Annotated in this window: 18 protein-coding genes; 10 read left to right on the top strand and 8 right to left on the bottom strand. The window is 56.6% G+C overall.

What is annotated here, in order from left to right:
- Positions 1–145 precede the first annotated feature (145 nt).
- The 9 genes from NHH03_RS03315 to NHH03_RS03275 all read left to right on the top strand — a co-directional run bounded on the left by NHH03_RS03315 (position 146) and on the right by NHH03_RS03275 (position 9,345).
- Positions 146–439: a hypothetical protein gene (locus tag NHH03_RS03315; RefSeq protein ID WP_253154321.1), complete on the top strand. Its 294-nt coding sequence runs from the start codon at positions 146–148 to the stop codon at positions 437–439.
- Between the two features lie 1,499 nt (positions 440–1,938).
- Positions 1,939–2,154, top strand: a complete 216-nt coding sequence (locus tag NHH03_RS03310) for a hypothetical protein (protein WP_253154320.1) — start codon at positions 1,939–1,941, stop codon at positions 2,152–2,154.
- 1,016 nt (positions 2,155–3,170) lie between these two features.
- Positions 3,171–3,686 (top strand): hypothetical protein, encoded by a 516-nt coding sequence (locus NHH03_RS03305; RefSeq protein ID WP_253154319.1) that lies wholly within the window; start codon positions 3,171–3,173, stop codon positions 3,684–3,686.
- A gap of 192 nt (positions 3,687–3,878) precedes the next feature.
- Positions 3,879–4,997, top strand: coding sequence for an alpha/beta hydrolase (locus NHH03_RS03300; RefSeq protein WP_253154318.1), 1,119 nt, complete (start codon positions 3,879–3,881; stop codon positions 4,995–4,997).
- On the top strand, positions 4,987–5,877 hold the full coding sequence (locus NHH03_RS03295) for a hypothetical protein (RefSeq protein WP_253154317.1): 891 nt from the start codon (positions 4,987–4,989) through the stop codon (positions 5,875–5,877). Before NHH03_RS03300 ends, NHH03_RS03295 begins: the two co-directional genes overlap by 11 nt.
- On the top strand, positions 5,867–6,154 hold the full coding sequence (locus tag NHH03_RS03290) for a hypothetical protein (protein WP_253154316.1): 288 nt from the start codon (positions 5,867–5,869) through the stop codon (positions 6,152–6,154). The genes NHH03_RS03295 and NHH03_RS03290 overlap by 11 nt, the downstream gene beginning before the upstream one ends.
- A gap of 311 nt (positions 6,155–6,465) precedes the next feature.
- Complete coding sequence (locus NHH03_RS03285) at positions 6,466–7,614, top strand: NosD domain-containing protein (protein ID WP_253154315.1); 1,149 nt, start codon at positions 6,466–6,468, stop codon at positions 7,612–7,614.
- Positions 7,615–7,765: 151 nt separating this feature from the next.
- Positions 7,766–8,380 (top strand): peroxiredoxin family protein, encoded by a 615-nt coding sequence (locus NHH03_RS03280; protein WP_253154314.1) that lies wholly within the window; start codon positions 7,766–7,768, stop codon positions 8,378–8,380.
- Between the two features lie 35 nt (positions 8,381–8,415).
- Complete coding sequence (locus NHH03_RS03275) at positions 8,416–9,345, top strand: alpha/beta hydrolase (RefSeq protein WP_253154313.1); 930 nt, start codon at positions 8,416–8,418, stop codon at positions 9,343–9,345.
- A gap of 16 nt (positions 9,346–9,361) precedes the next feature.
- Here the strand turns inward: NHH03_RS03275 and NHH03_RS03270 are convergent, their stop codons facing one another.
- The gene (locus NHH03_RS03270; protein WP_253154312.1) at positions 9,362–10,120 is read right to left on the bottom strand and encodes a methionine-R-sulfoxide reductase; all 759 of its coding nucleotides are present in this window, start codon (positions 10,118–10,120) and stop codon (positions 9,362–9,364) included.
- A 70-nt stretch (positions 10,121–10,190) separates the two neighbouring features.
- A complete protein-coding gene (locus NHH03_RS03265) occupies positions 10,191–11,408 on the bottom strand; it encodes a prepilin peptidase (RefSeq protein ID WP_253154311.1) in 1,218 nt (405 codons plus the stop codon).
- Between the two features lie 174 nt (positions 11,409–11,582).
- Here NHH03_RS03265 and mtnA point away from each other — a divergent pair, with 174 nt between their 5' ends.
- Positions 11,583–12,641 (top strand): S-methyl-5-thioribose-1-phosphate isomerase, encoded by a 1,059-nt coding sequence (gene mtnA, locus NHH03_RS03260; RefSeq protein WP_253154310.1) that lies wholly within the window; start codon positions 11,583–11,585, stop codon positions 12,639–12,641.
- Positions 12,642–13,146: 505 nt separating this feature from the next.
- Here the strand turns inward: mtnA and bshB1 are convergent.
- Genes bshB1 through NHH03_RS03230 form a run of 6 tightly spaced genes read right to left on the bottom strand, consistent with a single transcriptional unit; the run spans position 13,147 to position 26,322 of the window.
- Positions 13,147–13,884: a bacillithiol biosynthesis deacetylase BshB1 gene (bshB1, locus tag NHH03_RS03255; RefSeq protein ID WP_253154309.1), complete on the bottom strand. Its 738-nt coding sequence runs from the start codon at positions 13,882–13,884 to the stop codon at positions 13,147–13,149.
- Positions 13,881–14,987 carry a prenyltransferase/squalene oxidase repeat-containing protein gene (locus tag NHH03_RS03250; RefSeq protein ID WP_253154308.1) on the bottom strand — a complete coding sequence of 369 codons (1,107 nt, stop codon included), beginning with the start codon at positions 14,985–14,987 and terminating at the stop codon, positions 13,881–13,883. The genes bshB1 and NHH03_RS03250 overlap by 4 nt, the downstream gene beginning before the upstream one ends.
- A 5-nt stretch (positions 14,988–14,992) precedes the next feature.
- Complete coding sequence (locus NHH03_RS03245) at positions 14,993–20,782, bottom strand: hypothetical protein (RefSeq protein ID WP_253154307.1); 5,790 nt, start codon at positions 20,780–20,782, stop codon at positions 14,993–14,995.
- A gap of 16 nt (positions 20,783–20,798) precedes the next feature.
- A complete protein-coding gene (locus NHH03_RS03240; RefSeq protein ID WP_253154306.1) occupies positions 20,799–23,156 on the bottom strand; it encodes a DUF7408 domain-containing protein in 2,358 nt (785 codons plus the stop codon).
- On the bottom strand, positions 23,153–25,417 hold the full coding sequence (locus NHH03_RS03235) for a BatA domain-containing protein (RefSeq protein ID WP_253154305.1): 2,265 nt from the start codon (positions 25,415–25,417) through the stop codon (positions 23,153–23,155). Before NHH03_RS03235 ends, NHH03_RS03240 begins: the two co-directional genes overlap by 4 nt.
- On the bottom strand, positions 25,414–26,322 hold the full coding sequence (locus NHH03_RS03230) for a DUF58 domain-containing protein (protein ID WP_253154304.1): 909 nt from the start codon (positions 26,320–26,322) through the stop codon (positions 25,414–25,416). Before NHH03_RS03230 ends, NHH03_RS03235 begins: the two co-directional genes overlap by 4 nt.
- Between the last annotated feature and the right edge of the window lie 371 nt (positions 26,323–26,693).

The raw sequence follows: 26,693 nt of genomic DNA, 5'->3' as shown, positions 1-26,693 counted from the left end.
TGAACACGACGAACCATGAATTGCACGGGAGAACGGGAGTCGTGTTTAATGGTCTGCTTGCGAGTCTTTCGCCCGTTCCCCGTAAATTCTGACGTTATCCGAACCGAGATTCTGCGTAGCTCCACACTGGCTTGAAAGACACATCATGACTCAATCGCAGAAGCTCGTCGCCTTCGCCACGCTGATACTTGTCGCACTTTTTCTACACCTATTTTTGTGTGATTGGCTCGGATCAAGCGTTGAGCACAACTCTTCGGAGATTTCTCGTATCACGATCGTGCCTTTCGGACATACGGCTGCAATTGTCGCTCGCTCTTCCACTACACTGTTGATCGACGCACTGCTTGGCGTTGCCGTTCCCATGCTCCTGACAGGCGCATCGCTATTTGTGTTTGCGACCCCAACACGCGATCGCGAAGCCGGTGGTCCAGTCAACTGACTGCACTCGTATAATTAGAGGCGAACTGCGGATAACCATGCGATGGTGACGGAGCGGCGGCAGCGCGTTTTCGTCTGCTTTCAAGTGCAATCGACGCCGCCCGCACATCGCTACCGTTATCGCAGCCAGGTTTCTACCTTTCTGATTGATGGCATACCGACTCCCTCATCCCGACGCGGCCGTGCCCAAACTTGATCCCAGGATCGTTCCATTGGCACTTCACGATCTAATTCCATACGCAGAACGGTACGGAATCGCAGACGACGGCTACCGCGCTCAGCTTATCGAGCTGCTTGACAACTCCGAACGCGACGATCTCTTTCTGACCGTGATTCGCTTCGATGACGCTCTGGACGATTGGCTTGCAGGACCGGACGCTACTACCGCGTGCCCAACGATTGAATACGTCGCATTCTCGGCTCTACGAATGGCAATAGATGAACTTTGAGTTGTATCGACGCATGATTCAGTGCTCTAAAATCCCGGGAACGGAACCACGGATGCTCGTATCCCACCAAGTGTATGAGTTGCGATAAATCGGGTAAGGACGCCGGTCTCCCGACGCCCTCCCCACACCACCGTACGTGCGGGTCCGCATACGGCGGTTCAACGGAGCGGAGCAAGATCCGCCCACAGAGTCTTTCAGCTCAAGACGCCCTGGTCCTGCAACCAACTGTTCGTCATGCCCACACCGCTGGCGATGGTCTTGGACATCCGCCAAGGTCCCTTGCGGCTGCGTGCATGGCGGATCGCTTGACGACGTGGAACGCCCAGCCGGATCAAATTTCGACGGCGTGTTTTCGCGCGACGCCACTTGCTGGTGTGGAGGATTTATCCGACCGAATCGAAAGCAGAACGCGTCATGCTTGGTCGGATAAATCCTCCACACCAACGAAGCATCCGAAACGAGGGGTGGTCTTCAATCGCTTTGTTTGGATCAACATTGATTCTCCGAGCCTTGGTGCCTCCGTGAGATCGATTGGTCCGCGGTCTCTCACAGAGGCACGAAGGCACGGAGGACGAAATAAAACCCCCAGCCCCTTTTAGGTGTCCGTCGCGACTCGGTCATCGCCGCCGTTCATCGTATCGAGCAAGCAGAGGTTGCCACAGATAGACACGGATGCACACGGATGAATTGCTCCCGCCATCTGTGTAGATCAGTGTTCATCCGTGGCTGATATCACCCGGGGTGAATCCGGGGACAGAGCATGTCGATGTTTGGCGTGACGTGGGGAGATTGCAAGCAACATTGCGGTCGTATCGGCGTGGTCGCTAGCCATTCAACATCGCACAGCTCTGTGGAAGTGCTCTGTCCCCGCAAAGCGATCCTTCGCGCCCTTCGTGGTTCAACGGTCCCCTGGATCGACTGGTGACGTGTAGAATGCGGAACCATGCCATCCACACGAAATCCGCGATTCAGGTCGATCGGTTTGGTCTGAGTCGCCCGCGCGGCCATCGGTGACGGGCGTCGTTCGCCAAAGTCACATTGAGGCATTGCAATGCACATCATCAAGCGAGTCATCGGTGCCGCACTCACGCTGTTCGCGGTTGTGATACTCGCTATTGGTTTCGGTTCGGGGGGCTATAATAGCGTTTCCCAAAGCGTTCTTGATTCTTCCGAAACGTCAGGGCGTTTGCTGGGAATTATGATCCCTGTCATGCTCTTCGGCGTTCTTGGTATTTGGCTTGTATTCGCAACGCAACAAACGAAGTAACGTCCAATGCCACGGTGCAGCCATTGCAAGAAATGGATCGTCGGCGGTCTGCGCCAAGAAGAACTGAGATTCTGCAGCGTCCAATGCCACGAAGACGGATTTTTATGCAAGCTGGTAGAAGGAATTGACGACGAATTTGTCAGCAAAACCGTCGCTGAGTTCCACAGTCAACCGTGTTCGGCCTGCGACAGAAATGGGCCTGTTGACCTGTATGTGCGACACACTACCACAGCGTTTGTGATACACTTCAGTTGGAAGGATTCGCCAAAGGTATGTTGTCGTCGATGTGGCGTCCGCCACGTATTGAATGGAATCGTCTGGACCTCATTTTTCGGCTGGTGGCATTTTCCGTTTGGGGTTGTTGCAGCACCTTGGCAGATTATCAACGGCGTAAAACAGTTGATCTCGCTTCCAGATCCGAATTGTCCCTCGCCGGAATTGACCAGAATGGTGAAGCTTGATTTGGGAAATCGGCATCGGATGTGAGCCAGCATCTGCATCACCGCCGGTCCTAGATTTCACGGCGACCTACCCGCACCGCTGGCGATGGTCTTGGACATCCGCCAAGGTCCCTTGCGGCTGCGTGCATGGTGAATCGCTTGACGACACTTGTTGGTGTGGAGGATTTATCCGACGGAATCGAAAGGAGAACGCGTCATGCTTGGTCGGATAAATCCTCCACACCAACGAAGCATCCGTAACGAGGGTTGGTCTTCGGTCCAGACCGGCGGTCTCTCATCAATCGCTTTGTTTGGATCAACATTGATTCTCCGTGCCTTGGTGCCTGGAAATGGATGTAGAAGGTGAAAAGGAATCATTGCCCGCTGCAGTTGGCTCTCGAGGGAATGACATCACGGCGATCCTTTGGGATAGAATCATTCTGACGCGGATCGCTTCCCCGCCAAACCGACCCAGGTGATGGTCAATAACGTTCAACGTTCTCTCGATCCATGTACCTCCGGTACCCGGATCGATCGCATTCTGTTACCCGACTCACGGACCTCATCTGGCTACGCATGCCGAAACAATTCAGCCTCAGAACAGTGCTTTTAGTAACTGCATTTGTCGCGATCGGCTGTCTACTTGCAATCGGCTGGCGCGAAAGCATTCTGGGCCGAACTCATTACTCACGCCGACTCGAAAACCACATCGAACAGCTGCGCGTACGAAAGCCGGCGAATTTGACGCCAGCACAGTGGGAGTGCATGGTTGATTGGACTCGTAACCTTCATGGCAACAGCTTGATTGCGTTCCAAACGACGACTTCAGAGATCGCTACGTTCGAGTCAATTGTTGAGGAACGCTTGTCTGGCAACGTCGATGCCACGACCATCGAATGGGTCTGGGATGCATACGCTGATGTCTGTCCTGGCGGTCAAGACTACCAGAGATTTCGTACAATGGTGAACGAAGCCCTAGTCGCCTTGAAATCACCCACGCTGCTCGATCCGCCTACTGGATCTGCAGGAACTCGTTCGAGTGAACCTAGGCATGCGGAAGTGGTTGGTGGCGTTGCGACGGGAGGTGATTGACGCTTGGCAGTCCGTTTCGCGCTGATCAGCTAGTGTCGGCGCAGACTGATTGCCTGATGCCGACGGGTGACAGTTTCGCAGGTTCGGTGGACTGGGATCAACGCAGGCGTTCAAACCACTCGTTACTGTCAGGCAGCGCCATTCGTCCTGGCAGGATTTGGGCCAACTGAACCCTGGCGGGATCAGTTACGAATGTATTGTTCCGACGATCCTGGAACATCTGTCGAATCGGCGGCGGCGATTTGGTTTCAGTTAGAATATTTGGCTTCCCCTCGCGCCAACCTTTTGATCGTGAATCATTTTATGCTGCACCGCGTTTTCTTTCCTGTTTTGGCACTCATGGTTTTCGGCGTTGTTGCGACGGCTCAGCAGGCCGATCGAAAAACATCACCATCGGTATCCAAATCGAAACCGACGGAACCGTCGATCGTTTGGGCCAACCCACCGACCGCCAACGAATTGCCGCTTCCCGACGGTACGAGTCACCGGACGTTTCACAGTGAACTGGTCGATCAAGATGTCGGCTACGTCATCTACCTGCCGCCGCAATACGACCAACAGTCCCAGACACGCTACCCCGTCATCTACAACTTGCACGGCAATGGCGGCAATGAACTGAAATCACTGAATGTGATCCGCGTCCTACATGATCAGATCACGTCCGGCAAAATCCCTCCGCTGGTAATGGTGCTGGCCAACGGCGGACACAGTACGTTCTACAAGAACAGCCACGACGGTCGGTTCCCGATCGAATCGATCGTGATCAACGAATTGATTCCCCATGTCGATGCCAACTACCGAACAATCGCGACAGGCAAAGGCCGATGTATCGAAGGGTTTTCGATGGGAGGTCGTGGGGCGACACGATTGGCGGTGAAACATCCAGAGCTGTTTTGTTCGTTGTTCTGCCAAGCGGGAAATGTGCCGCATTTGTTAGACACCTATGACCAGCTGACGCCTGCCGAACGTGCGCAGCACCTGCTAGGCCCCGACCGCGAAAACTGGCAGTCGGACGACGTTTATGCGGTGACGACAAAAAACAAAGACCGGATCAAACAGCACCTGCGAATCCAGATCGCCTGCGGAACCAAGGACGGTGGTCACCTGCCATCGATTCGTGACTTTCACCAACATCTCGTCCAGGAAGGGATCGACCACACGTACATTGAACTGCAAGGGTTGAAACATCAACGCACGGTGATGATCGAACAGTTGAAACCGATTTGGTTTGAGAGTCATTTGCAAGCCCTGCGCGACGCCGGCAGTTTGCAGACGGCGTCACCGACGGAGACAGTGACCGATGGATCCTGAATTGATCCTGCGAGACGATGCGATCATCAAAACCATCGCAAAATTGCATCAGCGTATCGCAGACCGATTCCCCGGCAGTGGGCTGTCGCAACTGTGTTCGCGGCTGCTGGAGGTGTCCGAGAAATCGGCCAAGCGGGCGCAGGGGATTGGAGAATCGGTTTGGTGGATTCGTATCTGTGGGTATCTGTTGGCGGTGATGGTGATCACGTTGGTCAGCGGAACAATATGGTTCACCACTCATTCCGTTCGGTTCAAAGATGAAACCGAGGAAGCGATCGGCTGGACAGACCTGATCGGCAGCTTCGACGCGGCGACGAGCGGTTTGATCGTCTTGGGAGCCACGCTCTATTTCTTGATCGGGCTGGAAATCCGTATCAAGCGACGCCGAGCGTTGGTGGCGGTTCATGAGCTGCGTTCTTTGGCCCACGTGGTGGACATGCATCAGTTGACCAAAGATCCCGAGCGGATGTTGCGACGGTACACGCAAACCAGTCATTCACCGGCCGAGGCGATGACGCCGCTCGAATTGAATCGCTATCTGGACTACTGTGCCGAAATGCTCTCGTTGATCGGCAAAGTGGCTGCGTTATACGTTCAACGCTTTGACGATCCGATCGCCGTGGCGGCGGTCAGCGAAATCGAAGAGTTGACGACGGGGCTGTCCCGGAAGATCTGGCAGAAGATCGTGCTGCTGGGACAGATCGCGGAATTCCCGTTGGGGGCTGACAGCGAACCGCAGATCGAGCTAAAAATCAGCCAGCCAGACGAATTGCCCCCGTCGGTCAAACTACCGATCACGCCGCAGCAGGCCGACGATTCGTTAGCCTCCGATTCCACCGACCAGATTCCCTTTAACACACCAGGCATTGATGATGGATGATCCCCAGCAACCAGACGCCGAACAGCCCCAAGACCCTCCGCCGCCCTCCAAGGAAGAATTGCGATTGGCGATGAAGGCGTTCCGCAAACGCTTGAAATTGATGCGTTTGGACGACGAGTCCAGTTTGGGCTATGGGCCGATGTCATCGGGATCCAAATCAGGGATCGCAGCGATTCGGCCACCGGATCAATTCCCCAAAGCGATTTGGCAGGAACTGGCCAACCGTGGCAAGATCAAACACGACGGCGGCGGCCTGTATTCGATCGTTGAATCGTAAGGCAATTGGTCGATGTTGATCCAACCTTGATGTCAATCGACGAAAGAGAATACGGCAGACAACTTGATGGGCGAGTATTCACAACGCGCCGATGAATGAGAACTTGGACGCTGTCTCGCTAGGATGACTCAGTGCAAACGATCCGGGTGTGGAACTGATTGCGGGACGACCGAGCAGACCATGCATTGCCTATAATGCCGGTTCCTGCGCGTTCCCCCACCTCACTCTACCCACCTCGGACTCTCCCTATGTCACGCCGGTTGCTTGGATTTCGCTGTATTTCGTTTCGTCGCGTTTGCAAACTGATCGGAATGCAGACCATGATCGGTCTGGGAATTTCCGGATTGGTGATCGCCGAGCCAGCGGCGGTGATTGACGCCGGGAAATTTGCGACGCTGCAGGAGGCCGCCGACGCGATACCCAAGACCGGAGGATTATTGAGGATCCCACCGGGTACCTTTGAGATCACAGAACCGATTCGAATCACGACCGCTGACACGCGTGTGGTCGGCAGTGGAATGGCAACCCATATCATCAATAAGAACACGGCGGGATTGCCAGCGATTTTAGTCGAGCATCCGCAATTGGTGAATCAAAAAGTACCTTCCAAGGATCGGTTGTGGCGCGTCGTGATCGCGGACTTGCGAGTCACAGGTAACGACAAGAGCGGGGCCGGTATCGAGGCTCGCTACATCGAAGAGATCATGGTTCACGGTGTCAGCAGCAGTTACAACGGCGGCGCTGGTCTGCGATTGCATTGGTGTTACGAAGATCCGCGTGTCAGCGATTGCTTGTTCACGTACAACAAGCAGAGCGGTGTCGCGATCGAAGCCTGTCATGACATCATCGTGTCGGCCAACCATTTCGAAGAAAACCAAGACGGTGTGACTTGTGTGGACTCATTCAATTTGGCCATGAGCGGGAATAACCTGGACGACCATCTGGGCAACGGCGTCGTGATCGAGAATACCTACGGTAGTGTTGTCGCGAGCAACATGATCGAAGAGTGCCAGGGCTGGGGGATCGTGATCGATCGCGATTGTTACGGAATCACAATGTCAGCCAATGTGATCGCACACGAGTTTTCCGGTGGGATCGATCTGCGTGACGCCCACGGATGCACGGTGTCAGCGAATACCTTCACAATCGTCAAGAAAATCGGCTTGGCGGTGCGCGACCAATCGGGCGGCATCACGATCACCGGCAACAATTTCAGTGACAGTTGGACAGGCTACGACCCGTCCGGCAAACGGACTCAGCGACGTGACGAGACGCCTAGCAAGACCGAGCAAAACCCGAACGATGCGGCCGGTATTTTGCTGGACGGTTGTCAAGCCGTGGTGATTGTGGGCAACCTGTTTTCGGGACTCAATGGCGAATCGGTGACCCAGCAAGGGAAATGCGAATCGATTTTAATGCAGACCAATCAAACGCACCCCAGTCAGGATCTGGTCCGTTGAACGTGACAGGCGTCGGTGTGCGACTGCGGCGGGCATCATCCCTGCCGCAAGCTTGGCGGATTGAAGCGATTGAACGACATTGTTGTTAGAACTATGGGGCGGCTCGATTTGCCGCAACACTCTGTCAATTCCTCTCATCGGGTTGTTTCCAATGATTTCGAATCTGTCTTTTCAACGCATCAAGTTTCCGACCGCACTGAACACTTGCTCGCTGGCCGTTGTGCTGTTGGCTGCATCGGTCGCATCCGCCCAGACCTCCACCGACTCCAAGATTGCGAAGGGAAAAACCGCACCTGAATTCCAGCTCCAAGCGGTCGCCGGCGAACTGTCGGGAGAGGTGAAGCTATCTGAAGTCACCAAGCAGGGCCCGGTCGTCCTCGTGGTGTTGCGAGGGTTCCCCGGATACCAGTGTCCGATTTGTTCGCGACAAGTCGCTGATTTGATTTCCAAAGCCAATGCGTTTGGCAAACAGGATGCAAAGGTGTTGTTGGTCTATCCGGGGCCGGCCGCAGAATTGGCACAGCGAGCCGATGAATTTCTGAAGGGAACCAAGTTGCCGGCGCCGTTCACGCTGTTGATCGATCCTGATTACGAATTCACCAACGCCTATGGTTTGCGTTGGGACGCACCGCGTGAAACCGCCTACCCTTCGACCTTTGTGATCGATCAAGACGGTGTGATACAATCGGTGAAAATCAGCAAGACGCACGGCGACCGTTCCAAGGCCAGTGATGTGGTGAAGGCGGTTGCGGCGATTGCTTCATAATCCCCCCGTTGTTTATCTCTTTGGAATGCGCTTCGATGGTTCAGACCGCACGTCTCTTTTCTTTCATTGTTCTCGGTTGCCTGTGCGTTGGGAGTGCCAACGCACAGCAACAGAAGGCCGAACAACCCGAAGCCCAGGTCCAACCGTTGTGGCCGGGGCTTCCGCCTGGTTCGACACACCGCGATGAAGGCGACGTGCCTGAATTGGTGATCACTACGATCGAGTCAGAGCAGCCGACGGCGGCAGTCGTCATCTTGCCTGGTGGCGGCTACGGCGGCCACGCGATGGATCACGAGGGGCACCAGTTTGCCGCGTGGTTCAAATCGCATGGCATCGCATCGGCGATCTGCAATTACCGATTGCGTGGCAAAGGGAATGACGGCAAGGGATACGGGCATCCGGCTCCCATGCAAGATGCTCAACGCGCGATCCAGACACTGCGTGCTCAAGCCGAACCGTTGAACATCGATCCGAATCGGGTCGGTGTGATCGGGTTCTCCGCTGGCGGGCACCTCTGCTCGACCGTTTCGACCCATTTTGCTGAGGGTGATTCGGAATCGGAGGATCCGATCGGCCGAGTGTCCTCGCGTCCGGATTTCAGCATCCTGTGTTATGGCGTTCTGGTGTTCGGAAAACCATACACACACCAGGGCAGCCAACGAAACTTGATCGGGACAGATCCGACAAAGGAATTGCTGGAATCGCTATCCAACGAACGGCAGGTGTCCGCGGACACGCCACCGACGTTTTTGTTCCACACCGGTGCTGACACAGCGGTGCCGCCACAAAATAGCGTGGACTATTACCTGGCCTGTCATGCCAAAGGCGTTCCCGCCGAACTGCACATTTTCCCAGAAGGCCGACACGGGCTAGGGCTGGCATCCCAGCAGCCTGGCGCCTCGCAATGGCCCTCACTGTGTGAAGATTGGTTGCGGCGTCTGGGCATGATCACGCAGGCCAAGTAGGCGTGGCTTGTGCGATCTATTTTTTGATGATCAATTTCTCGGGCAGTTCTTCGCCATCGGGAATGAACTTCATGGAGATCGAATTGACACAGTGACGTGTGTTCTTGTCGGTCAGACGTTCGCCTTCGAAGACGTGTCCGAGGTGGCCGCCGCAATTGGCGCAGACGATTTCGACGCGAAAGCCATCGGCATCGGGTTGGCGTCGAACGGCGCCGTCAATTTCGTCGTCAAAACTCGGCCAGCCACAGTGGCTTTCGAATTTGTCGTTACTGCGATAAAGCTGGGCGTTGCACTGTCGGCAAACGTAGGTGCCGGCGTCTTTGGTCAATGTGTATCCGCCGTCACCGGCCCGCTCGGTGCCTTTCTGCAAAATCACATACTTCGCCAACTCGCTGAGCGGGTTGTAGGAAGTCACGGTTTTGTATTTTTGTTTGACCGGTTTTGTCACCGTCGTCTTTTTCTCTGGTTCGGTTTTATCGTCGTTCGATTCAGTCACGGTTTTCGTTTCAGTTTTGGGGCTAGTCGAAGTCTTGGCTGGTTGGGAATCTTCTGATTCTGCCACGGCCGTTTTCTCAAGGTCGCTACTGGCGGTGCCGGAATCGTTGTCCGCACTCGTTTTGCTGTCAGCCGGTTTAGCTGCGGCGACGTCGGTGGATGCGGCGGATTCACCGCTGTTGGTTGACGTGGGCTGGATCAATTCATTGGTTGCCCCAGGTGTTTCCGCATTCAGCGTCGCGGTGTCTGCACAACCGGCTGCACCGAGCAGGGGGGCCATCCATAGGAGTGCGCAGGCGATACGGACAGTTACAGGCCGATTGCGCTGGCGAGCGTGGTTTGCTGATCGGTTATTCACTGAGATATCTCTCTTTAAAAATGCGCCAAACAAAAAGCATCACTCCCATCATACCCGTCAAGGCAATAAACAGCCAAAGCATAAATGGGCCCAAGATTGCCAAGTTCCCCAGGAACCAGCCATTTAACAGTCGATCCCACCAGAAAATTGTCAACAACGTTCCGGCGCACAGATACGGTCCAAACGGGATTTCTGAGTTTCGTGTCACGATGAAGTAGACCAGAACGATCAGAATGGCGGCAATCGGGGCCAGAAAGAACGAGATTACAGCACCCTGCCAGCCGATGAATGCGCCAATCATGGCCATTAGGGTGACGTCGCCAAACCCCAGGGCCTCGCGTCGCATCGCCAGGCTGCCCACGATGCGAATGGCCCAAACCACTCCGCCACCTACCCCCAGACCGATCAACGCGGTCAGCAGCCCGATCCAGGTGCTGCCGCTGATTCCAAACGCGATTCGAATCAATACCGCACCGATGATCCACATCGCCAACTTGTGGATCCAGTACGGGTCACGCCGCAAGGACGCAAAAAAATAGTCAATCGCCTTGAGCGGCCCGCGGCGCAGAATCACACGGCGGTTGGCCAGAGCAAAGCACCAGGCCGTCCAAATCCCGAATCCCGTCCACCAACCAGTTGGCCCAAACCATTTCGGTGCCAAGGCAGCCGGCAAAAAGAACAGGGTGGGAATGGGAGCGGTGCCACCAACCGACGCCGGCAGGAAAACAAACAGCGAAAAACTGGCCAGCAATAGTGCGATCAGTGTCCCCGGGATCGTCAGCAGATCCGGGATCGTTTGCTCGTCAAAATCGATAAACGTCGCGGCGACCATCAATGTGATCAAAATCGCGTGCGCCCAGAAAATCTGTGTCATCCAGGGCTCGTGGGCGGCAATCTGCGCGGCGCCGCGATACGCGACCGGCAGCAGCAGCCCGGTCTGGGTCTGGAACCAGTAATAGGCGGGAATACAAACCGCCAACGCGAGTTCGATCAACAGCGGACGAATCCAATACCCACGGCCATGAACCGACGATTCACGTCGCAGCCCCAACCAGCCAAAAATCGGGATCCGATCAAATGGAGTTCGCGGCGGGGTATTCAGTTCCGCAGGCCCCCAGGGACCGATCTTTCGCGGAAACCAGGCGTAGCGATAGATCAGGTGATTTGCAAAAGCACCGATGACAATTCCCAGTACTGCCAAGAGTGCCATCCGCAACCCGATCGGGAGCGTAATCCAAAATGCGATCAACGATTCATTCTCGGGGAAGTGGTGCCTGTCATTTGCGCGTCAGGGCTGCATTGTTTAATGTACACGGTTCCCGGTGAAGCCCCCGCGGGTGCGGAACCATTTCAGCCCAAACCATTTAACGACCTGCTTGCGAACATGTCTGCACCAGAAACCCTGCGTTTTGTAGATGACACACTGGTTCTGATTGATCAAACCAAACTGCCCGGCGAATTGACCGAACTGCGCTGCACCACGGTCCCCCAGGTCCACGATGCGATTGTGCGATTGGTCGTCCGCGGAGCTCCGGCTATCGGAATCGCAGCGGCCTACGGGGTCTGTCTGGCCGGATCTGCCGCCGCTGGCGACGACGCAATTTCCGATCACAACACCAGTGACAAGTCAGCCTACCTGGCAGCCATCCAATCGCTCGCGACCAGCCGTCCGACGGCGGTCAACCTGTTTTGGGCACTGGACCGCATGCGTGCGGTCGTCGAATCGACGCCAACTGGCGAACTTCAACAGCGACTGGTCGCCGAGGCACGGGCGATTCACGACGAAGATCGCGCGATGTGCCATGCGATCGGGCGCAACGGCGCCGCGTTGCTGTCCGGCGCCGCCAGCGTGTTGACCCATTGCAACGCCGGCGGGTTGGCCACATCGACTTGGGGCACGGCATTGGCGCCGATCTATCATCTGCAGCAGTCCGGGAGGGCACCCAAAGTTTTCGCCGATGAAACCAGACCGTTGCTGCAGGGTGGCCGTTTGACCGCCTGGGAACTTTCCCAGGCCGGAATCGACGTCACCGTCATCACCGATTCGATGGCCGGATCGATGATGCGACAAGACATGATTCAAGCGGTGATTGTGGGCGCCGACCGGATCACGGCGCGCGGGGACGTCGCCAACAAGATCGGGACCTATCCGGTCGCCGTGTTGGCGCGCCACCACGGCATCCCGTTCTACGTCGCCGCCCCCACCAACACCTTTGATTTAACATTGGATTCTGGCGACGAGATTCCGATCGAACAGCGGGCCCGCGAAGAAGTCGCCGCACCGCACGGCATCAAACTGGTGCCGGACCAAGCCAATGTGTTGAACCCCGCGTTTGACGTCACGCCGGCAGAGCTGGTCACGGCGATCGTCACAGAACGCGGTGTGATTGAGCAACCGACCAAACAGAAAATCGCCGATCACTTCGCAACCAACGCCTCGTGATCCGAATTGCGCATTCAAGCCAACACGGGCGCGCCAGTTTTGAAGCCAGGGCTTTCTACAGCCCAGCGGGCGACAAAATAACTGCCGATGGCGTCAGTCGCCGGATACTGAAGGAAATGAACCCCATCGCCCGAAGGGCGACACAATGATGCAACGCTGTGTGAGACCATGTACCACCCTCCGAGGCTAGGAACAAAATTCCCTGTATTGCCGGCATTGGTTTTTAGTAGCCCGAAGCGTCAGTTTTGAAGCCAGCGCTTTTATGGTAACCCGACCGGGCTGTTGATTTAATTAGCCGGTCGCTAGTTGGTGTGGAGGATTTATCCGACCGGCTTTATTCTTCGCAGAAAACCCTCACCCGAGTCGGATAAATCCTCCACACCAGCGCCGTTGAAGTGACGCGTCGGGTTACCATAAAAGCGCTGGCTTCAAAACTCACGCGTCGGGTTACTACATCAACAGCCCGGTCAACGAGGGATTCAGGTCACGCGCGAAGAGTGCACTCTCAGAAAACATCGCGCAGTGACGACAGGGCGAGTGGCTCTTTGGTCGCAAAGGGTTCGCCATAACGACGGGCGATCAAGTTTCCAAAGTAGGCCGCATCGGTCTCCAAACGGTCCAATAGGGTCGGCGCGTCGGTAGGTCGCCCGGTCACAAATTGACTTTGGTAGGCAGCGATGGAATCGCGTTTCATGTCATAGGTGTCGCTGATATCAACGATCCAACTCGGCTGCACCGCGAGTCGCAGATGAATGCAGAAGTAATAAAACACGCGTTCAGGATGAAACCGCTCGCCCGGCATGTCTGTCTTGCTTAACTTGGCCCAGAATCGTGCGGCTTCGATCAACTCGGTGGCTGCCACATGATCTGGATGCGCATCGTGGTAGTACGGAGCAAACACCCAGCGCGGACGCAGCATCCGAAAGTAGCTGGCAATGCACTTTCTCGCTTCCAAACTGTGCTGCAGCTCGCGGTTGACCAAACCAGCATTGCCCCGCCAAGTGACATTCAAGATCTCGGTGGCTCGCAACGTTTCGGCGCGACGAATGGATTCACTGCCGTTGGGAGTCGGTTCACCGGTGGTCAGGTCCAAGATACCGACTCGCATGCCTTGCGAGACCATTTTGGCGATCGTGCCGCCCATCCCCAGTTCCGCATCATCGGGATGGGGCGCAACGACCAAGAAATCAAGCGGTTGAACCTCGCCGATTGCCTGGGGGCCCGCAGTGTGAATCTCGGTCATCGTTGATAGATCGGCAGGTAGTGATAGCGTACGGACAGTGAGAGCAGAGCGAGCGAGGTGGAGTAGACCATGCCGACGTTACGTTCTTCGCCGCCAGGCGACATCCAGGAACCATCGCGTCGTTGCCGCGGCAACAGCAACGTCGAAACGACTCGACTGGAATCATCGGCATACTTGCCACCGACCTGGTGCATGCCTTGTGCGTAATAGTACAACCCGTAAAACAGATACCGTTCATTGGCTTTGGGTTGATGGGTCAACAACCAATCGGCAGAAGCGGTTACCTCGGGCGCATCGTATTGGCCGCAGACCTGCATTGCCAGTAAACCGGCAGCGGTCATCGTGAACGAAGGTCGCGACTGGCCGGGCGTGTAACTGAATCCACCTTCACCGACCGTGTCGCCGTTGCGGCGACCGGTGAACGAATTGCGCAGGTAATCCAGCGCGCTGTCGATCGCCTGGCTGGGGATATCCATCCCATCATTTTTTGCCGATCGCAGTGCCATCAGTTGCCAGATCGTGACCGACAAATCGCTATCGTGCGACTGAGGCGAATAGCGCCATCCGCCGACCAGCATGCGTTCTTTTCGAACCGCTTGGGATGACAAAATCAACCGCAGCGATTTCTCCAACCGTTGATGGATCTGCACATTTTGTTCAATCGTGGCGCCCATGCCTAGCATTTCGGTCAGCATCAACGTGACGATCCCATGCCCGTACATCCGTGAACCGTCATGTTCACCAAAGTAGCCCAACTTGTTCTGATGTTTCGGGTCCAGGACAAAGTCCAATGCGGATTGCAGCGCCCGGCCACGTTTGCTCGGTTCGGAAGGTTCGATCCCCAGCGAAGCGAGCGCCATGATTGCCAGCGACGTCAATGCGACTTCGTGACCACGATCGGTGATCGATCCGCTGGAGTTTTGATTATTGATCAGGAATTCAGCAGCGCGTTCACATGCGAGATCCAGTTGATCGTCGACATACAAATTCTCGACAGACTCTGGATCGGCTGCACCGCTGCGCTGGGTGAGCGTCGTCGTTAAGATGCCGGACAAGGCCAGCATCCATTTCCGCCGGTTTAGGTCTGCGTTTCGAACTGGCATCTGCATCACTTCGACTCCGCGGCGCGTTTCGAAATCGCTTTGAAATAGGCTTGGATCTCGCGGGCATAGCCAGGTGGAATTCGTGATCCCCGGCCTTGCGCAGCATCATCCACACCGCGGCGACGCAAATCGCCCCATTGACCGTCCTGGATCGGACCACGCAATAGATCAACGTCGCCCGAGCCAGCCGGCGGTTGCCCTTGCCCCGACTCTGTCCCCGGACTGGACGGAGCGTCTGGCGATGACGTCGGTTGGTTGGGTTCCTGACCGGCACGTGCCTGTTGCAGACTTTGCATGCGTTGGCGGGCGGCTTGTTGCATTTGAGCCTGCATCATCTGCGCCAGAGTGGGCGACGCCTGCATCGCGTTTTGCGGTGGCGCGTCTGACGAGGCGTTGTCAGATGCTGCTCCCGGTTGGGATTGCGAGTTCTGATTGGCGGGTTGGCCAGTGGGCTGGCCCGATTCGTCGCCCGGTGATTGCTGAGCTTGTGCTCCCTGTGCCTGGCTTTCGGCTGCGATCGATTGATCCAGTTCATCCAGTGTCTGTGCCATTTGTTGGGCGCGCGAGGGAGCGGATGAAGACGGGTTTTGCGTTCCCGCCGGCGATTGCCCGGAAGCGGATTGGCCGGACGATTGGGAGGCATCGGCACTGGGGGCCGGGCTGGGTTGTTCCGACGGCTGCTGTGCCAGATCGGAGGCCTGCGATTGCCCCTCAGACGCCTGCGATTGCGAGGATTCTGACGGCGAGGATTCGGCCTGGCTTTGCTGCAACAGCTGGCCGACCGCAGCGGCCTGCTGGGCGATCTGTTCTGCTGCCGATTCCAGCGCATCACCGGCCTGTGCAGCGCGCTCGCTGTTCTTGGTTGCTCGATTCAATTGTTCGCCGGCTTGCTGGGCGGCTTGTCCAGCCTTGGTTTCCGTTTGATCAGACGCCTGTTGCAATTGATCGGCGAGTTGCTGTTTGTCCAGACGTGATTCGTGCCGTGCCGCACGTGCCAGATCATCCGCAGCAGCTTGCACTTCATTTTCAACCTTCTGTTGTTCACGCACCAGGTTCTCCGCCGACTCCTCAGACGCGCTCAGTTGGGAATCGAATTCGGATTGTTCGCCAAGCTGCTTCAGTTCTGTCGCCAGTTCCTGCATTCGCTCGGCAGCATCTTGAGTGGCTCGATGAGCCAATTCGGCGGCGGGGTTGGGTTTTTCGAACGGCTGTGATTTCGACTCGTTGATCTGATTAGCCCGCTTGTTGGCTTGTTCACGACGCTCCACCGCCAGTTTCTTGGTCTGTTCTGTCTGCTCGACAAGCGCCTTGGCCTGGTCGCGGCGATCAGTTTGTTTCTGGATCTCGTTCTGAATCCCTTCGTTGTCCGGGTGCTTCTTCAGATTCTGCTGTTCACGTTTGATCGCTGCTTCGGCTTGCTGTTGTTGTCGCTCGGCGGATCGGAATCGATTGCCGGCATCATTTTCGGCCGAACGCCATCGTTGTCGTTGTTGGTCCAGCGCACGCAGTTCTTCGTTTCGCAAATGATTCGATTTTTGTCCCATGTTTGCCGCAGTGGAATTGCGTTTCTTCGCATCACCGTGCAGATCTTTGGCAGCGTTTTCACTGGACTGCTGAGCGACTTGCTGCGTTTGTTTTGCGGCTTGCTGGAGTTGCCGTTGCATAGTTGCGATGCCGGCTTGCAATTCGTCCAGCGTGGGATTGCCGTCGGCCACCTGTTGGGCGTCGCGCATGGCTTGACTGATTTGTTCGCGGATATCGTTGACCGTCTTTTCAGCCTGCGGTTCGTTGGCCCAGCCCTCGGCCTGAGCAGCCGTCGCCAGCGTGCGATCTCGCAGCGTCTGGGCACGTTGCACAAACTCATTGAGCATCAATTGCTTTTGCCGTTTCTGTTCGGCGAAGGCGCCATCCTCGGATTCCAACCTACGATTGAGCGTGTCTTCGTTTTTGGCGGCCTGTTCTAAATTGTTGGCCGCATCGCGAACCATTTCAGCGGAGATATCGCTGAGCGCCCTCTGCATTTCCTCGTTGCGTTTGAGTTCTTGCTCCAGTTTTTTCAACAATTCACGTGGGTCTTGCTTGGCTGAATCAGCCATTTTCTGGGCGCTGTCGTAGCGTTGATCCAATTGCGAAGCGTCGTTGAGCTGTTGCTCTGCCTGGCGCAACTGCTCACGTGACTCGGCGATGTCTTCCCCGTTCTCAATTTTCTCGAAGTGTTCGGCGGCTTGATCTAGACGTTGTGAAAGTTGTTCCAGAGTTTGTTCGACCGCCTCCATCGCTTCGTCGCGTTGTGAATCGGAGGTTGCTGAATCGGATTGCTTGAGCGCTTGATTGGTTTCCCGCAGCGCATCGGCGATCAGTTCGGCGGCGGCATCCGCATCGCGTGCGACCTCGCGCTGTTGTTGGTCGACGATGTCAGCGGTGTTAGCTTGATCGATCAGCGACTGAATCGTTTCGGTGGCTTTCTCGACCGCTTCCTGTTGCTGGGGTTTGACCTGTTCCGCAGCCTCCGAGGTGGCATCGGGTCGCTGGTCGGTTTGCTGTTGGGCGATGGTGGCCGCTTCGGCAGCCTGGCGTGCTTGTTCCGAAAGGGTCAGGGCATATTGCCGGAGCACGTCACGAGCGGATTCAAATTCAGGCTCCAGCTGCTGTAGCCCACGGCCAAGGTCTCGTGCCATTGATTCCAACGGCTTGCCTGCCGAGATAAACGGGTCCGTTTTCCAACGCCGCGAGTCGATTCGCGAATTGGCTTGTTGATGATCGTCGTTGTACCGGGTTCGGTCGATCACGTCTAAATAGGTTTGCCAATCCAAATTCGATTGACGCAGATAGCGAAGTCCCAACTCGATGCGATCCATCTGCAAACGCAACCAAATGGGGTGATACAGTTTTCGGATCGGCGATGAGTCGTCCATCCGTTCGCCTTGCCGGATCGCCAACAGATGATTGCGTGAAGCCGCGATGTCGCTGCGGGCCTGCAACATTCCGATCGCGCCACTAATTTGGTCGAGAACCTTTTCCGGCGGTTGATCACGATAGGGTTGGAATCCGTCAGAGGTCACATTCTTGATCGCTCGCAAAAAAAGATTCTGGTCGGCGGCGTAATCCAGGTCGACCTGAGTCCGGGCGCGATTCAAGCGTTCTTGGCCGGCGGTGCGAACGGTCAACTGATTCAGCGTTTGTTCCCAATCCAATTGCCGCCAACGCAGATCCAGTCCACTGATGATTGCGTCGTCGGCGTTCTTGTCACGATCGGCGTTCGATTTCGCTTTGGCCCATTCTTTTCCGGTGTCATTCAACTTGCGTGTTAGATCCGACAAGTAAAACATTTCCTTGCGCAAGTCGCGTCCCCAACGCAGGACTTCGTCGTGCAGTCGAGAATCAATCACCTGCTGTGGTTTATCCTTGATCTGCTGGCGCAGCGATTCCAGGACGGCAAAGGCTTGATCGCGACTGGCGTCATCTTCCAGCAGCGTTTCCATTTGGATGGTCCAACGCTGCGACCAACGCATCCAACTTTCGCCGCTCAGGTGCTGCTGTGTCGTCGGGGACAATAGCGGTTCGTACTGCGCGATCAGTCGGTCCAGCTCTTTCAACTGGCCGGAAACCAGCGTCAGGTAACGTGGCAGTCGATTAGGTGGCATTTGTTCGTTGATCCGGTCAACGTTTTGCTGGACGGTGGTCACGTCCGCGAACAGCGCTGCAGTTAACGCCAGCGAAAATCTGTTCTCAGCCAATTTTGCCAGGCGGTCCGATTGGAACGAAGCCTGGTCAGCGAGTCGTCCGCTTTCGCTGCGAAATCGCTTTCGCTGGTTTTCCCATTTGGGTTCCTGTTGCTGTGACAGCCAATCCATTCGTTTGATCAGTCCGTCGACACGTGTTTCGATATCGATCACTGCCCGTCCGGACAATTCGGTCAACGATGCACTGGCCGGGTTGCCCATGCCTCGCAAAGTCTGTTCGATCGCTTTGACCAATCCGACGGATTCAGATTGCAGCGTTTTCCACTGTTCATTGAGCGTCGGTAGTGGATCGTAATTTCCAGTATCACCGATCTCCTTCAACGATTTGGCCAATTGCTCGGTCCCACGTGCCCATTTGGTGATCTGAGCGGTTGTTTCCGATAGCGGATGCAAAAACTGATGTCGATCGGCATTGAATCCATCACCGGCGATCAGCAGTTCAATGGTTTCTGATTGCGTTCGGGTTCCCCGTCGGTCGACGGCGACCATCCGTGTCTGGATCACGTCACCGGGCGACAGTTTTTGGGACTCGGACGCGTCACCCATACGGTCCATCAAGTCCCAGTTCCAATCCAGTTCGATCCGTCGGTCGGGCGTCTCGATATGTTTTTCGATGCTGGTGAATGGGCCACCGTTGAGCTGAAACTCTTGCGTGATGCGTTCGATCGGCAAATCGTCTTGCACCGTTACAGTGAGCGGCAGCACGTCCAATGACGAAACCAATTGTTTCGGGTTGACTTGGTCGCCCCAGTGAATGACTGGCGGGGTATCCAGGACAGGGGTGATGGTGTTATTGGGGCTGAACGGGTTGTTCAATCCGCTACGCACACTGGTCGCGTCGACTTGGTACTGACCGGACGTTTTGATCGACAACTTGGCCAAAAATTTAGTCGCCGAATCATCGACCGCCTCCATTTGGACTTTCGTGCCACGAGTTCCGAATCGAACCAGCGGCGATTCCACGGGTTGGTCAAACGTCACGGTGACTTCTGCGATGCTGCCCTGCAGAGCTTTCAAGTCGCCGTGTTCTTCATCGGCGCTGCGGTCGGCGAGTTTGGCATAAGTCGGTAGCCGGTATAGTTTTTCAAAACGCAGCACTCGTGGTCGCGGCAACGGCGTCAGTTCATGCCACAATGTGATCGCATCACCAGCCGTGATGCGGTATTGGATCGGAACGGAACCGACCGATAGGTTGGCGGCAAAGCGCCCGCCGGGCGGATCGGTGGGCGACGATGCAGATGCAAGTTCATCGACCGGTGCGTTTCCGGGTTGGAAATCGCTGGCGTTGACTCGCGGCGTCATGATCGTTTCGCCGGACGTTCCGTCGGCGCTGCGCCAATGCAGCATGACATCATCATCGTCGGCGCCCCAAACTCGCGCGATCACACCGACCGCATCGCGCTGGGCGACATAGCCCGAGGGAGGCGACGGATTGAGAATCGTGACCTTGGTGCGTGACGCCCGCTCGATGGCGATCCCCGGCAGTGCGGCGCGGGCAAATCGGCGGGCAAACTGTGCCGACGGGATGAACATCAATGCGATGCAAAACGCTGCGACCAGGCCACCACTGAGCAGCCAGCGCTGAATCAATCGCAACGGCAACACACTGCCCACATCGACTCTGGCAATTCGCCGTGCCACCCGGCTTTGCAAAATACGACGGAAGTAGGCGGACCCATTGTCCGATTCGGGATCGGACAATTCGACCGCTGAAACCAAGTCTTCACGCAGACGCGGCGCGACCGCTTCGACATGGCGTGCGATCTCCAAGGGGTCGTTGGACCGCATCGGCGCCACGCCCGCCAGCCAAACCGCCACGGCGGTGACCAGGTAGATCCCCAGGCTGGCGCACCAGCGGATGCCGTCACTGAAAAACAGTAAGTAGTCCAATGTCGCCAATACCAGTGCCAGCGAAATGAACACCAGCAAACCGACACCCAAGCCGCGCATCATCAACAACAAACCACGACGACGCCGAAACGCATTGAGCGTTGCGATTGTGATCGGGTCTAAATCGGAGCGTAACAGTGTTTCGTTGTTGACCGTTGCCATCTTCATTTCCTGTCGACTAAACCAAACCGGCTCGTTTACGACACCACCATTCGATCGCCAGCAAGCCGATGATCGAGCAAAACCACAAGTAGGACTGCCACAACACCGTGTCGGATTCGATCACCGTACCGCTGGAAAGTGGTTTTAGATGTTCCAGCATGTTTGCCGAATCGGATTCATGCACGTACACACCCGCACCGGCGGCAGCGATCTGACGCAGCGAATCCTCGTCCAAACTCATCCGTCGCATTTCTGAATTGTCGCGTTTGGCCACCCAGACCGGCGTCGACGCCAGCAACGCGGATTCGTCAAACCCGCTGGCACGAATCCGAATCGAATACTCACCGGTTGGTAGCGAGGGGACGGAACCGGCATAGGTGCCACGCGTCGGGTTGTCCGCCGACAGTGGCACGCTGGCAACGATGTTGCCCTCTTGCATCACGATGGCGTCGACCGTGGCATCCTGCATCGGGTTGCCGCGTACATCACGCAGTCGTGCTCGGACCGCAATCGATTCACCGCCACGGTATTCGACTTTGTCGGTACCGATCGAGACGAATTGATCGCTGGCCGAATAGGGTGGTTCCATCGCCGCGACGACCAATTGGTTCCAAAATCGGGCGTGGAATCGATCGGCGACTTTGTACCGCCAACGCCAGGTTTGATCCGAGGCAAAATAGAATACGCGGCCGGCCCCATACATCCGGGTGGCCAGCCAAGGTGAGTGATGACCGTCTTCAAAAACGGTTTCCGCCCACGATTCGGCGCCTTCGGTCAGTTCGACGTTTGCGCTCCACTTGGGTGCCGGCAACGATTGCCAAAAATCCGCCAGTTGATCGGATTGATCGATCAACCCCAGCGCCGGTTGTTCCAATCCCTCACTGCTTGCGTGCAGGTGCTTGGGCAGTGATTCGGAATCGGCGCCCAAATAGCGCACCGGCATCAGTTCGCCGAATTCGGATTGAACCAGCGAACGCAACGTCTGGTGACGGCCATCAATGATCACCAATCCACCGCCGGCGGCAACAAAGCGGACGATCCGATCCCGATCTTGGGTGGTTAACTGGTCCACATCGATTTCGCCGATCACGATGGCATCGTACTGCGAAATGCCAATGGCAGTGCTGGGAAACTGGCCGGGTTGATCACCGCGGGGAAGTTTTGGATTGGACGTACCGGGACCGAACAACAGCACGTCTGCATGCCAAGCCGGATCACGCGCGAATAGGTTTTTCAGATACCGAGTCTCCCAGCGACTCGAGCCATCCATGATCAACAACCGCCGATTACGTGTTGAGGCGGCGACGCGGAACGGAGCGGAATTGTTGTCAGCTGTGAAATCCGTTTCGTCGGCATCCACTTTGGCGACCAACCGCAGCACTTCGTTGGTGCGATCGATCCCCCGCGGTGAACGGTCACGCATCGAGTCGACCAGGGTACCGACGTCGATTTCGAAGGGCACCGACATTTGCACCGTGTCGGAAAACGTGACGGATCGCTGCCACACGGTCTGGCCGTCGGCTTCGATTCGTACGGTCACCGGTTTGCCCGCGCCGCCGAAACGCTTGACGATCATCTGCCCCGCCAATTTGCCTTCGGCGGCCACCGTTTCGGGGCGGATCACTTCCACGATCCCGACGTCCGGTGGTTCATCAACCGATCCAAATCCCAACGTGTTCACGGTGGTCCCACCGGCCGACAACTGTTTGGCGATCGCCGGGGCGGAACGTTGCTGCGATTCGGTTTGTCGCCCATCGGACATGATCACAACAGCGGCTCGACGCACCGAATCGGTTTCTTCGGCATCGTCGGTGGGTGATGCATTCAAGTTCATTTCCGACAGCGTTGCCGACAATGGTGACGTCAAATCCGTGCCGGATCCCTCCGCTGCCCAGTCGAACGTTTGGGGAATCGGCGTGCCGTCATCAGAAGACCAGATCGAGATTGGTTTTCCGCTATCGAATCTGACCACATCGATCGCATGGGTGTTGGCGATCGATTCCAACCAACCCGGTCGCGTTGCGTTGCCGAGAAGCCATCCCGATGCCCGCTGCAAACGGTTTTCCACCGTGTCGCCAGAGCGACTGTCGCCCAACGACATGCTGTGCGAGGTATCGACTGCAAACACGACTCGACCAAGGGTGCCCACCACTTGCCGATGGTGCCACACCGGGCCCGCCAACATCAAAACCACCAATCCGACGGCCGTCGCGCGCAGGGCGGGCAGTAGGTAACTGTAAGGACGGGCCAGCGAATTCGTTTCGCGGCGATACAGAACCACGACGCCGGCGAACGCCAACAGCGCCAGCGTCAAGACGATCCAGACCGGTAGATCACCAGCGAAACGGATCGATGCAAGATGAGTTGCGATCATCGCGCCGTCTCCATGGTTCGCCGTCGTACCAAATTTTGTTGCAACCACAGTTCAGCAACCAGGGCAACCAGTAACAGCGCCAGCAGCCAACGCCAAATTTCTCGGCCATTGGATCGCGTGTGATCAACCGCTTTCAAGGAGTCTGCGTTTTCGAACACACCGGCGCCGAGCAGTTGTGCCAGACGGTTCAAACGCTCTGGGCCGACATCGACCAACAGGGATTCCGACGCATCGACACCAGCGACCCGCATCAGCACCACCGATTCGCTGTGCTGTGGATCGGCGACAGCGACGGTGCGACGTTGGATCCGGTAGACACCGGGCGAGTAGGTCGCCGTGATGCGGATGGGATCGCCGTCGGGCGGTGGATCCAATTCGGTTTCCCCTCGCGGTGTTTGCAATGTGTAGGTGGTTCGTGTGGCGGTTTCAAATTTCTGGATCGGTTGCGGCCAGTCACTCTCGGAGAGAACGATCGGCTGTCCGACGTCGATCATCGCGTCGGTTTGTTTGCCCGCCAGATCCAGCACCATTTGTTGGATCAGTGGCAAGAACACGGGACGCAAGGGAAGGTTGGTCCAGGCATCGTTGCCGGAGATGGCAAACTGAATCACGGTGCCGGCGCCCTGTTTTTCGCTGACCGCCAACGGAGCACCGTCGCCGCTGCGCAACAGGACCACTGCGTTCGATGCCGACGACGTGTCATGAACGTTCAATTCCAGCTTCCGATAGGCGGACACATCGACATCACTCAACGGATTTTCGTCACCTCGCGATAGCACCTGCCAAGGCCGGTAGAAGGATGCCGGTTGGTCGATCGAATATTGGTTTTGATTCTTGCCAGCAGCTGATCTTGATTCGCCCTGAACCTCGCCCAGCTTGGCGGGAAACCGCAGGTTCGAGTGTGACCCGGCCCAGGGTTCGTTGTACAGATCAGGCCGCACGTCGGGCCCATCAAAAACGACCAGCGAGCCGCCGTCGTCGACAAAATCGCTGATCTGTCGCTTGACCGAGTCGGTCAATTTCCCCACGTCCGCCAAAATGATGACGCGAACGTCCTGTTCCTTGAACGCCTGTTCGAATTTGCGACTGCTGACCACCGCTGCACGCACCGGGTCGGGGCGATCATCGCCGCCGAATGCGAACGGGCTAAGCGAAATTGCTAGAAAGTCGGCCTGGCCGGCGAGCGGTTGATTGGCGGGTTTGCCATCGACCAACAACACGTTTACCTCTTGCATCACCTCCACTGCCACACTGCGTTGATTGTCAGCAAGCATGTTGTCGGCGCGGCTGATCGCGGCGGTGATCTGGTGCGTGCCCGGGTGATCGATGCTGTGTGTCAGTCGATTGGTAACGCTCGAATTTGCTTCGATCGAAATCACACGTGGTTCCAGCGGATTGCCGTCGATCGACCACACCAGACGCAAATCGTTCGCCGGCAAATCAAATGCATTGCGGATCGTGGCACTGTAAACCCCCGAGCGGCGACTGACCACAACCGGTGAATCCACCGTGACCGAATCGATCGAGAGGTTGTTGAGGTCCGCGGAGCCGTTGCCGACGTTCAGCAGATCAATCACCAAGCCCGCAGCGGGATCGGATTCTGGTTCTGCCGCCGCAGCGGTTTCAATCTGCGAAGCCAGCTCCAACGTCGATGCATCGACCGCGTTACTTTGGAAATCCGAGACCAACAGGATCTGGCGGCGAGAGTGCGATGCGTCTTCGGCGGCTTGGCGGGCCGCATCGAGCAGTTGCCCGATCGAAACCGCACCCCCGCTGGCATCCACTTTTCGCAGTGCCGAAAGCGCATCGGCCACGCCCATCTTGGCAGGCACGGCGCCCAGTCGCGATCCACGCACCAAAATCACTTCATCTCGCCGCGAGAGATCCGCCAAGACATCGCCGATCTGCTGCTTTGCCACTTCGATTCGCGACGGTCGACCGGACGGTGTGGCGGACATACTGCGAGAATCGTCCAGTGCAACGACCAAGGTCCGCGGCGCGTCACCGGCGAGGGCACGAAACCAAGTCCACACCGGACGCGCCATGCAGAACGCCAACACCACTGGGATCAGACAGCGCAGCAACAAGAGCAACCAATGGGTCACCTGCATGCGACGTCGATTGGTGCGCAGCATACTGTCCAGTAGATGCATTGCCCCCCAGTCGACCGTTTTAAAACGCGATCGAAACAACAGGTGAATGACCAAGGGAATCGTAAATGCAAACGCGCCAAAGGCGAGTGCGGCATTAAGCAGACTCATCGAACGATTCGTCTCCTCGCTGCCACGTACTCATGGACCACATCTGTAAACGGTTGATCGGTGGTGATCGGGATCAGATCGACACGACTGCGTCGACAAGCCTCGCGCAACGCCTCGTTGTGCTCTTGCAAGCGGTCACGATAGGCCTTTTGAATCGAAGCCGCGTCCACGGTTTGTTCCCCGATCGCGTTTTCCAGATCTCGGAACTGGATGCGACCGGAAAACGGAAAATCGACTTCGTCCGGATCCAGGATTTGAAAGAAGATGACTTCGTGTCGGCTTGCTCGAAATTGCGCAAGGGCGCGGGAGATCGATTCCACATCGCCCATCGAATCGGAAACGATCACGATCAGACCGCGGCGGCCGACTTTCGGAGCAAGCTTGCGAAACACACTGCCCAAATCGGTTTCCAGCCGTGTTTGATCGGCGACCAAGGCCGACAGGATCGGTTGCAGGTGCGACGGCCGGCTGCGCAACGGGACTTGGCGACGAATGTCATTGTCAAAGGTGATCAGTCCGACCGGGTCTTGCTGTCCCAACATCAAATAGGCAAACGCCGCCGATAGACGCACCGCGTATTCGTGTTTGCTGAGCCCATCGACACTGCGAGTCCCCGCATAGGCCATCGAACCACTTTGGTCGACCAGTAGCAGACAGCGCAGATTGGTTTCTTCTTCATACTGGCGGATGAACAGCCGGTCGCTTTTGCCAAAAGCTTTCCAGTCGATGTTCTTGAGTTCATCACCCGGAACATATTGCCGGTGTTCTTTGAATTCGACACTGAACCCTTTGTGCGGTGAACGGTGTCGACCACTGCAGTAGCCTTCGACGATTTCGCGTGCGAGCACTTGCAACCGCGCCACTCGCGAGAGCTCGTTCGGCTTGATGAAATCGAGGATTCGCATGGAGCAGCTTATTGCGGTTGTGATGTCGTTTTGACGCCATGGTAAAGCATTGCCAACAGGGCCCTGCTTTGATGTTTTGAAGTTGCGTTTTTATGGTAACCCGACGCGTGACGGGCTGTTGATTTAGTTAGCCGGTCGCAAGTTGGTGTGGAGGATTTATCCGACCGGCTTTATTCTTCGCAGAAAACCCTCACCCGAGTCGGAGCAATCCTCCACACCAGCACCGTTGAAGTTGCGATTTTCATCACAACCCGACACGTGAGCGAGGGATTTAGGGTGTGAACCGGATCCCTCGCTGACGCTTCGGGTTAACAAAATCCAATGCCCCACGCGAAAGCGCAATTGGATGCCTCGCAATTTTGACGCACCCC

Origin of the sequence: Stieleria tagensis, assembly GCF_024129865.1 — a bacterium.
In the GTDB taxonomy this organism is placed as follows: domain Bacteria; phylum Planctomycetota; class Planctomycetia; order Pirellulales; family Pirellulaceae; genus Stieleria; species Stieleria tagensis.
This window is presented reverse-complemented; position numbering and strand designations above follow the sequence as displayed.

Bases quoted from the DNA above. Each gene is read 5' to 3' on its own strand.
- NHH03_RS03310 (WP_253154320.1), top strand. From the start codon at position 1,939: ATGCACATCATCAAGCGAGTCATCGGTGCCGCACTCACGCTGTTCGCG.
- NHH03_RS03245 (WP_253154307.1), bottom strand. From the start codon at position 20,782: ATGGCAACGGTCAACAACGAAACACTGTTACGCTCCGATTTAGACCCG.
- NHH03_RS03250 (WP_253154308.1), bottom strand. From the start codon at position 14,987: ATGCCAGTTCGAAACGCAGACCTAAACCGGCGGAAATGGATGCTGGCC.
- bshB1 (WP_253154309.1), bottom strand. From the start codon at position 13,884: ATGACCGAGATTCACACTGCGGGCCCCCAGGCAATCGGCGAGGTTCAA.
- NHH03_RS03265 (WP_253154311.1), bottom strand. From the start codon at position 11,408: ATGGCACTCTTGGCAGTACTGGGAATTGTCATCGGTGCTTTTGCAAAT.
- NHH03_RS03285 (WP_253154315.1), top strand. From the start codon at position 6,466: ATGCAGACCATGATCGGTCTGGGAATTTCCGGATTGGTGATCGCCGAG.
- mtnA (WP_253154310.1), top strand. From the start codon at position 11,583: ATGTCTGCACCAGAAACCCTGCGTTTTGTAGATGACACACTGGTTCTG.
- NHH03_RS03275 (WP_253154313.1), top strand. From the start codon at position 8,416: ATGGTTCAGACCGCACGTCTCTTTTCTTTCATTGTTCTCGGTTGCCTG.
- NHH03_RS03230 (WP_253154304.1), bottom strand. From the start codon at position 26,322: ATGCGAATCCTCGATTTCATCAAGCCGAACGAGCTCTCGCGAGTGGCG.
- NHH03_RS03240 (WP_253154306.1), bottom strand. From the start codon at position 23,156: ATGATCGCAACTCATCTTGCATCGATCCGTTTCGCTGGTGATCTACCG.
- NHH03_RS03300 (WP_253154318.1), top strand. From the start codon at position 3,879: ATGTATTGTTCCGACGATCCTGGAACATCTGTCGAATCGGCGGCGGCG.
- NHH03_RS03305 (WP_253154319.1), top strand. From the start codon at position 3,171: ATGCCGAAACAATTCAGCCTCAGAACAGTGCTTTTAGTAACTGCATTT.
- NHH03_RS03280 (WP_253154314.1), top strand. From the start codon at position 7,766: ATGATTTCGAATCTGTCTTTTCAACGCATCAAGTTTCCGACCGCACTG.
- NHH03_RS03290 (WP_253154316.1), top strand. From the start codon at position 5,867: ATGATGGATGATCCCCAGCAACCAGACGCCGAACAGCCCCAAGACCCT.
- NHH03_RS03295 (WP_253154317.1), top strand. From the start codon at position 4,987: ATGGATCCTGAATTGATCCTGCGAGACGATGCGATCATCAAAACCATC.
- NHH03_RS03270 (WP_253154312.1), bottom strand. From the start codon at position 10,120: ATGGCCCCCCTGCTCGGTGCAGCCGGTTGTGCAGACACCGCGACGCTG.
- NHH03_RS03235 (WP_253154305.1), bottom strand. From the start codon at position 25,417: ATGAGTCTGCTTAATGCCGCACTCGCCTTTGGCGCGTTTGCATTTACG.
- NHH03_RS03315 (WP_253154321.1), top strand. From the start codon at position 146: ATGACTCAATCGCAGAAGCTCGTCGCCTTCGCCACGCTGATACTTGTC.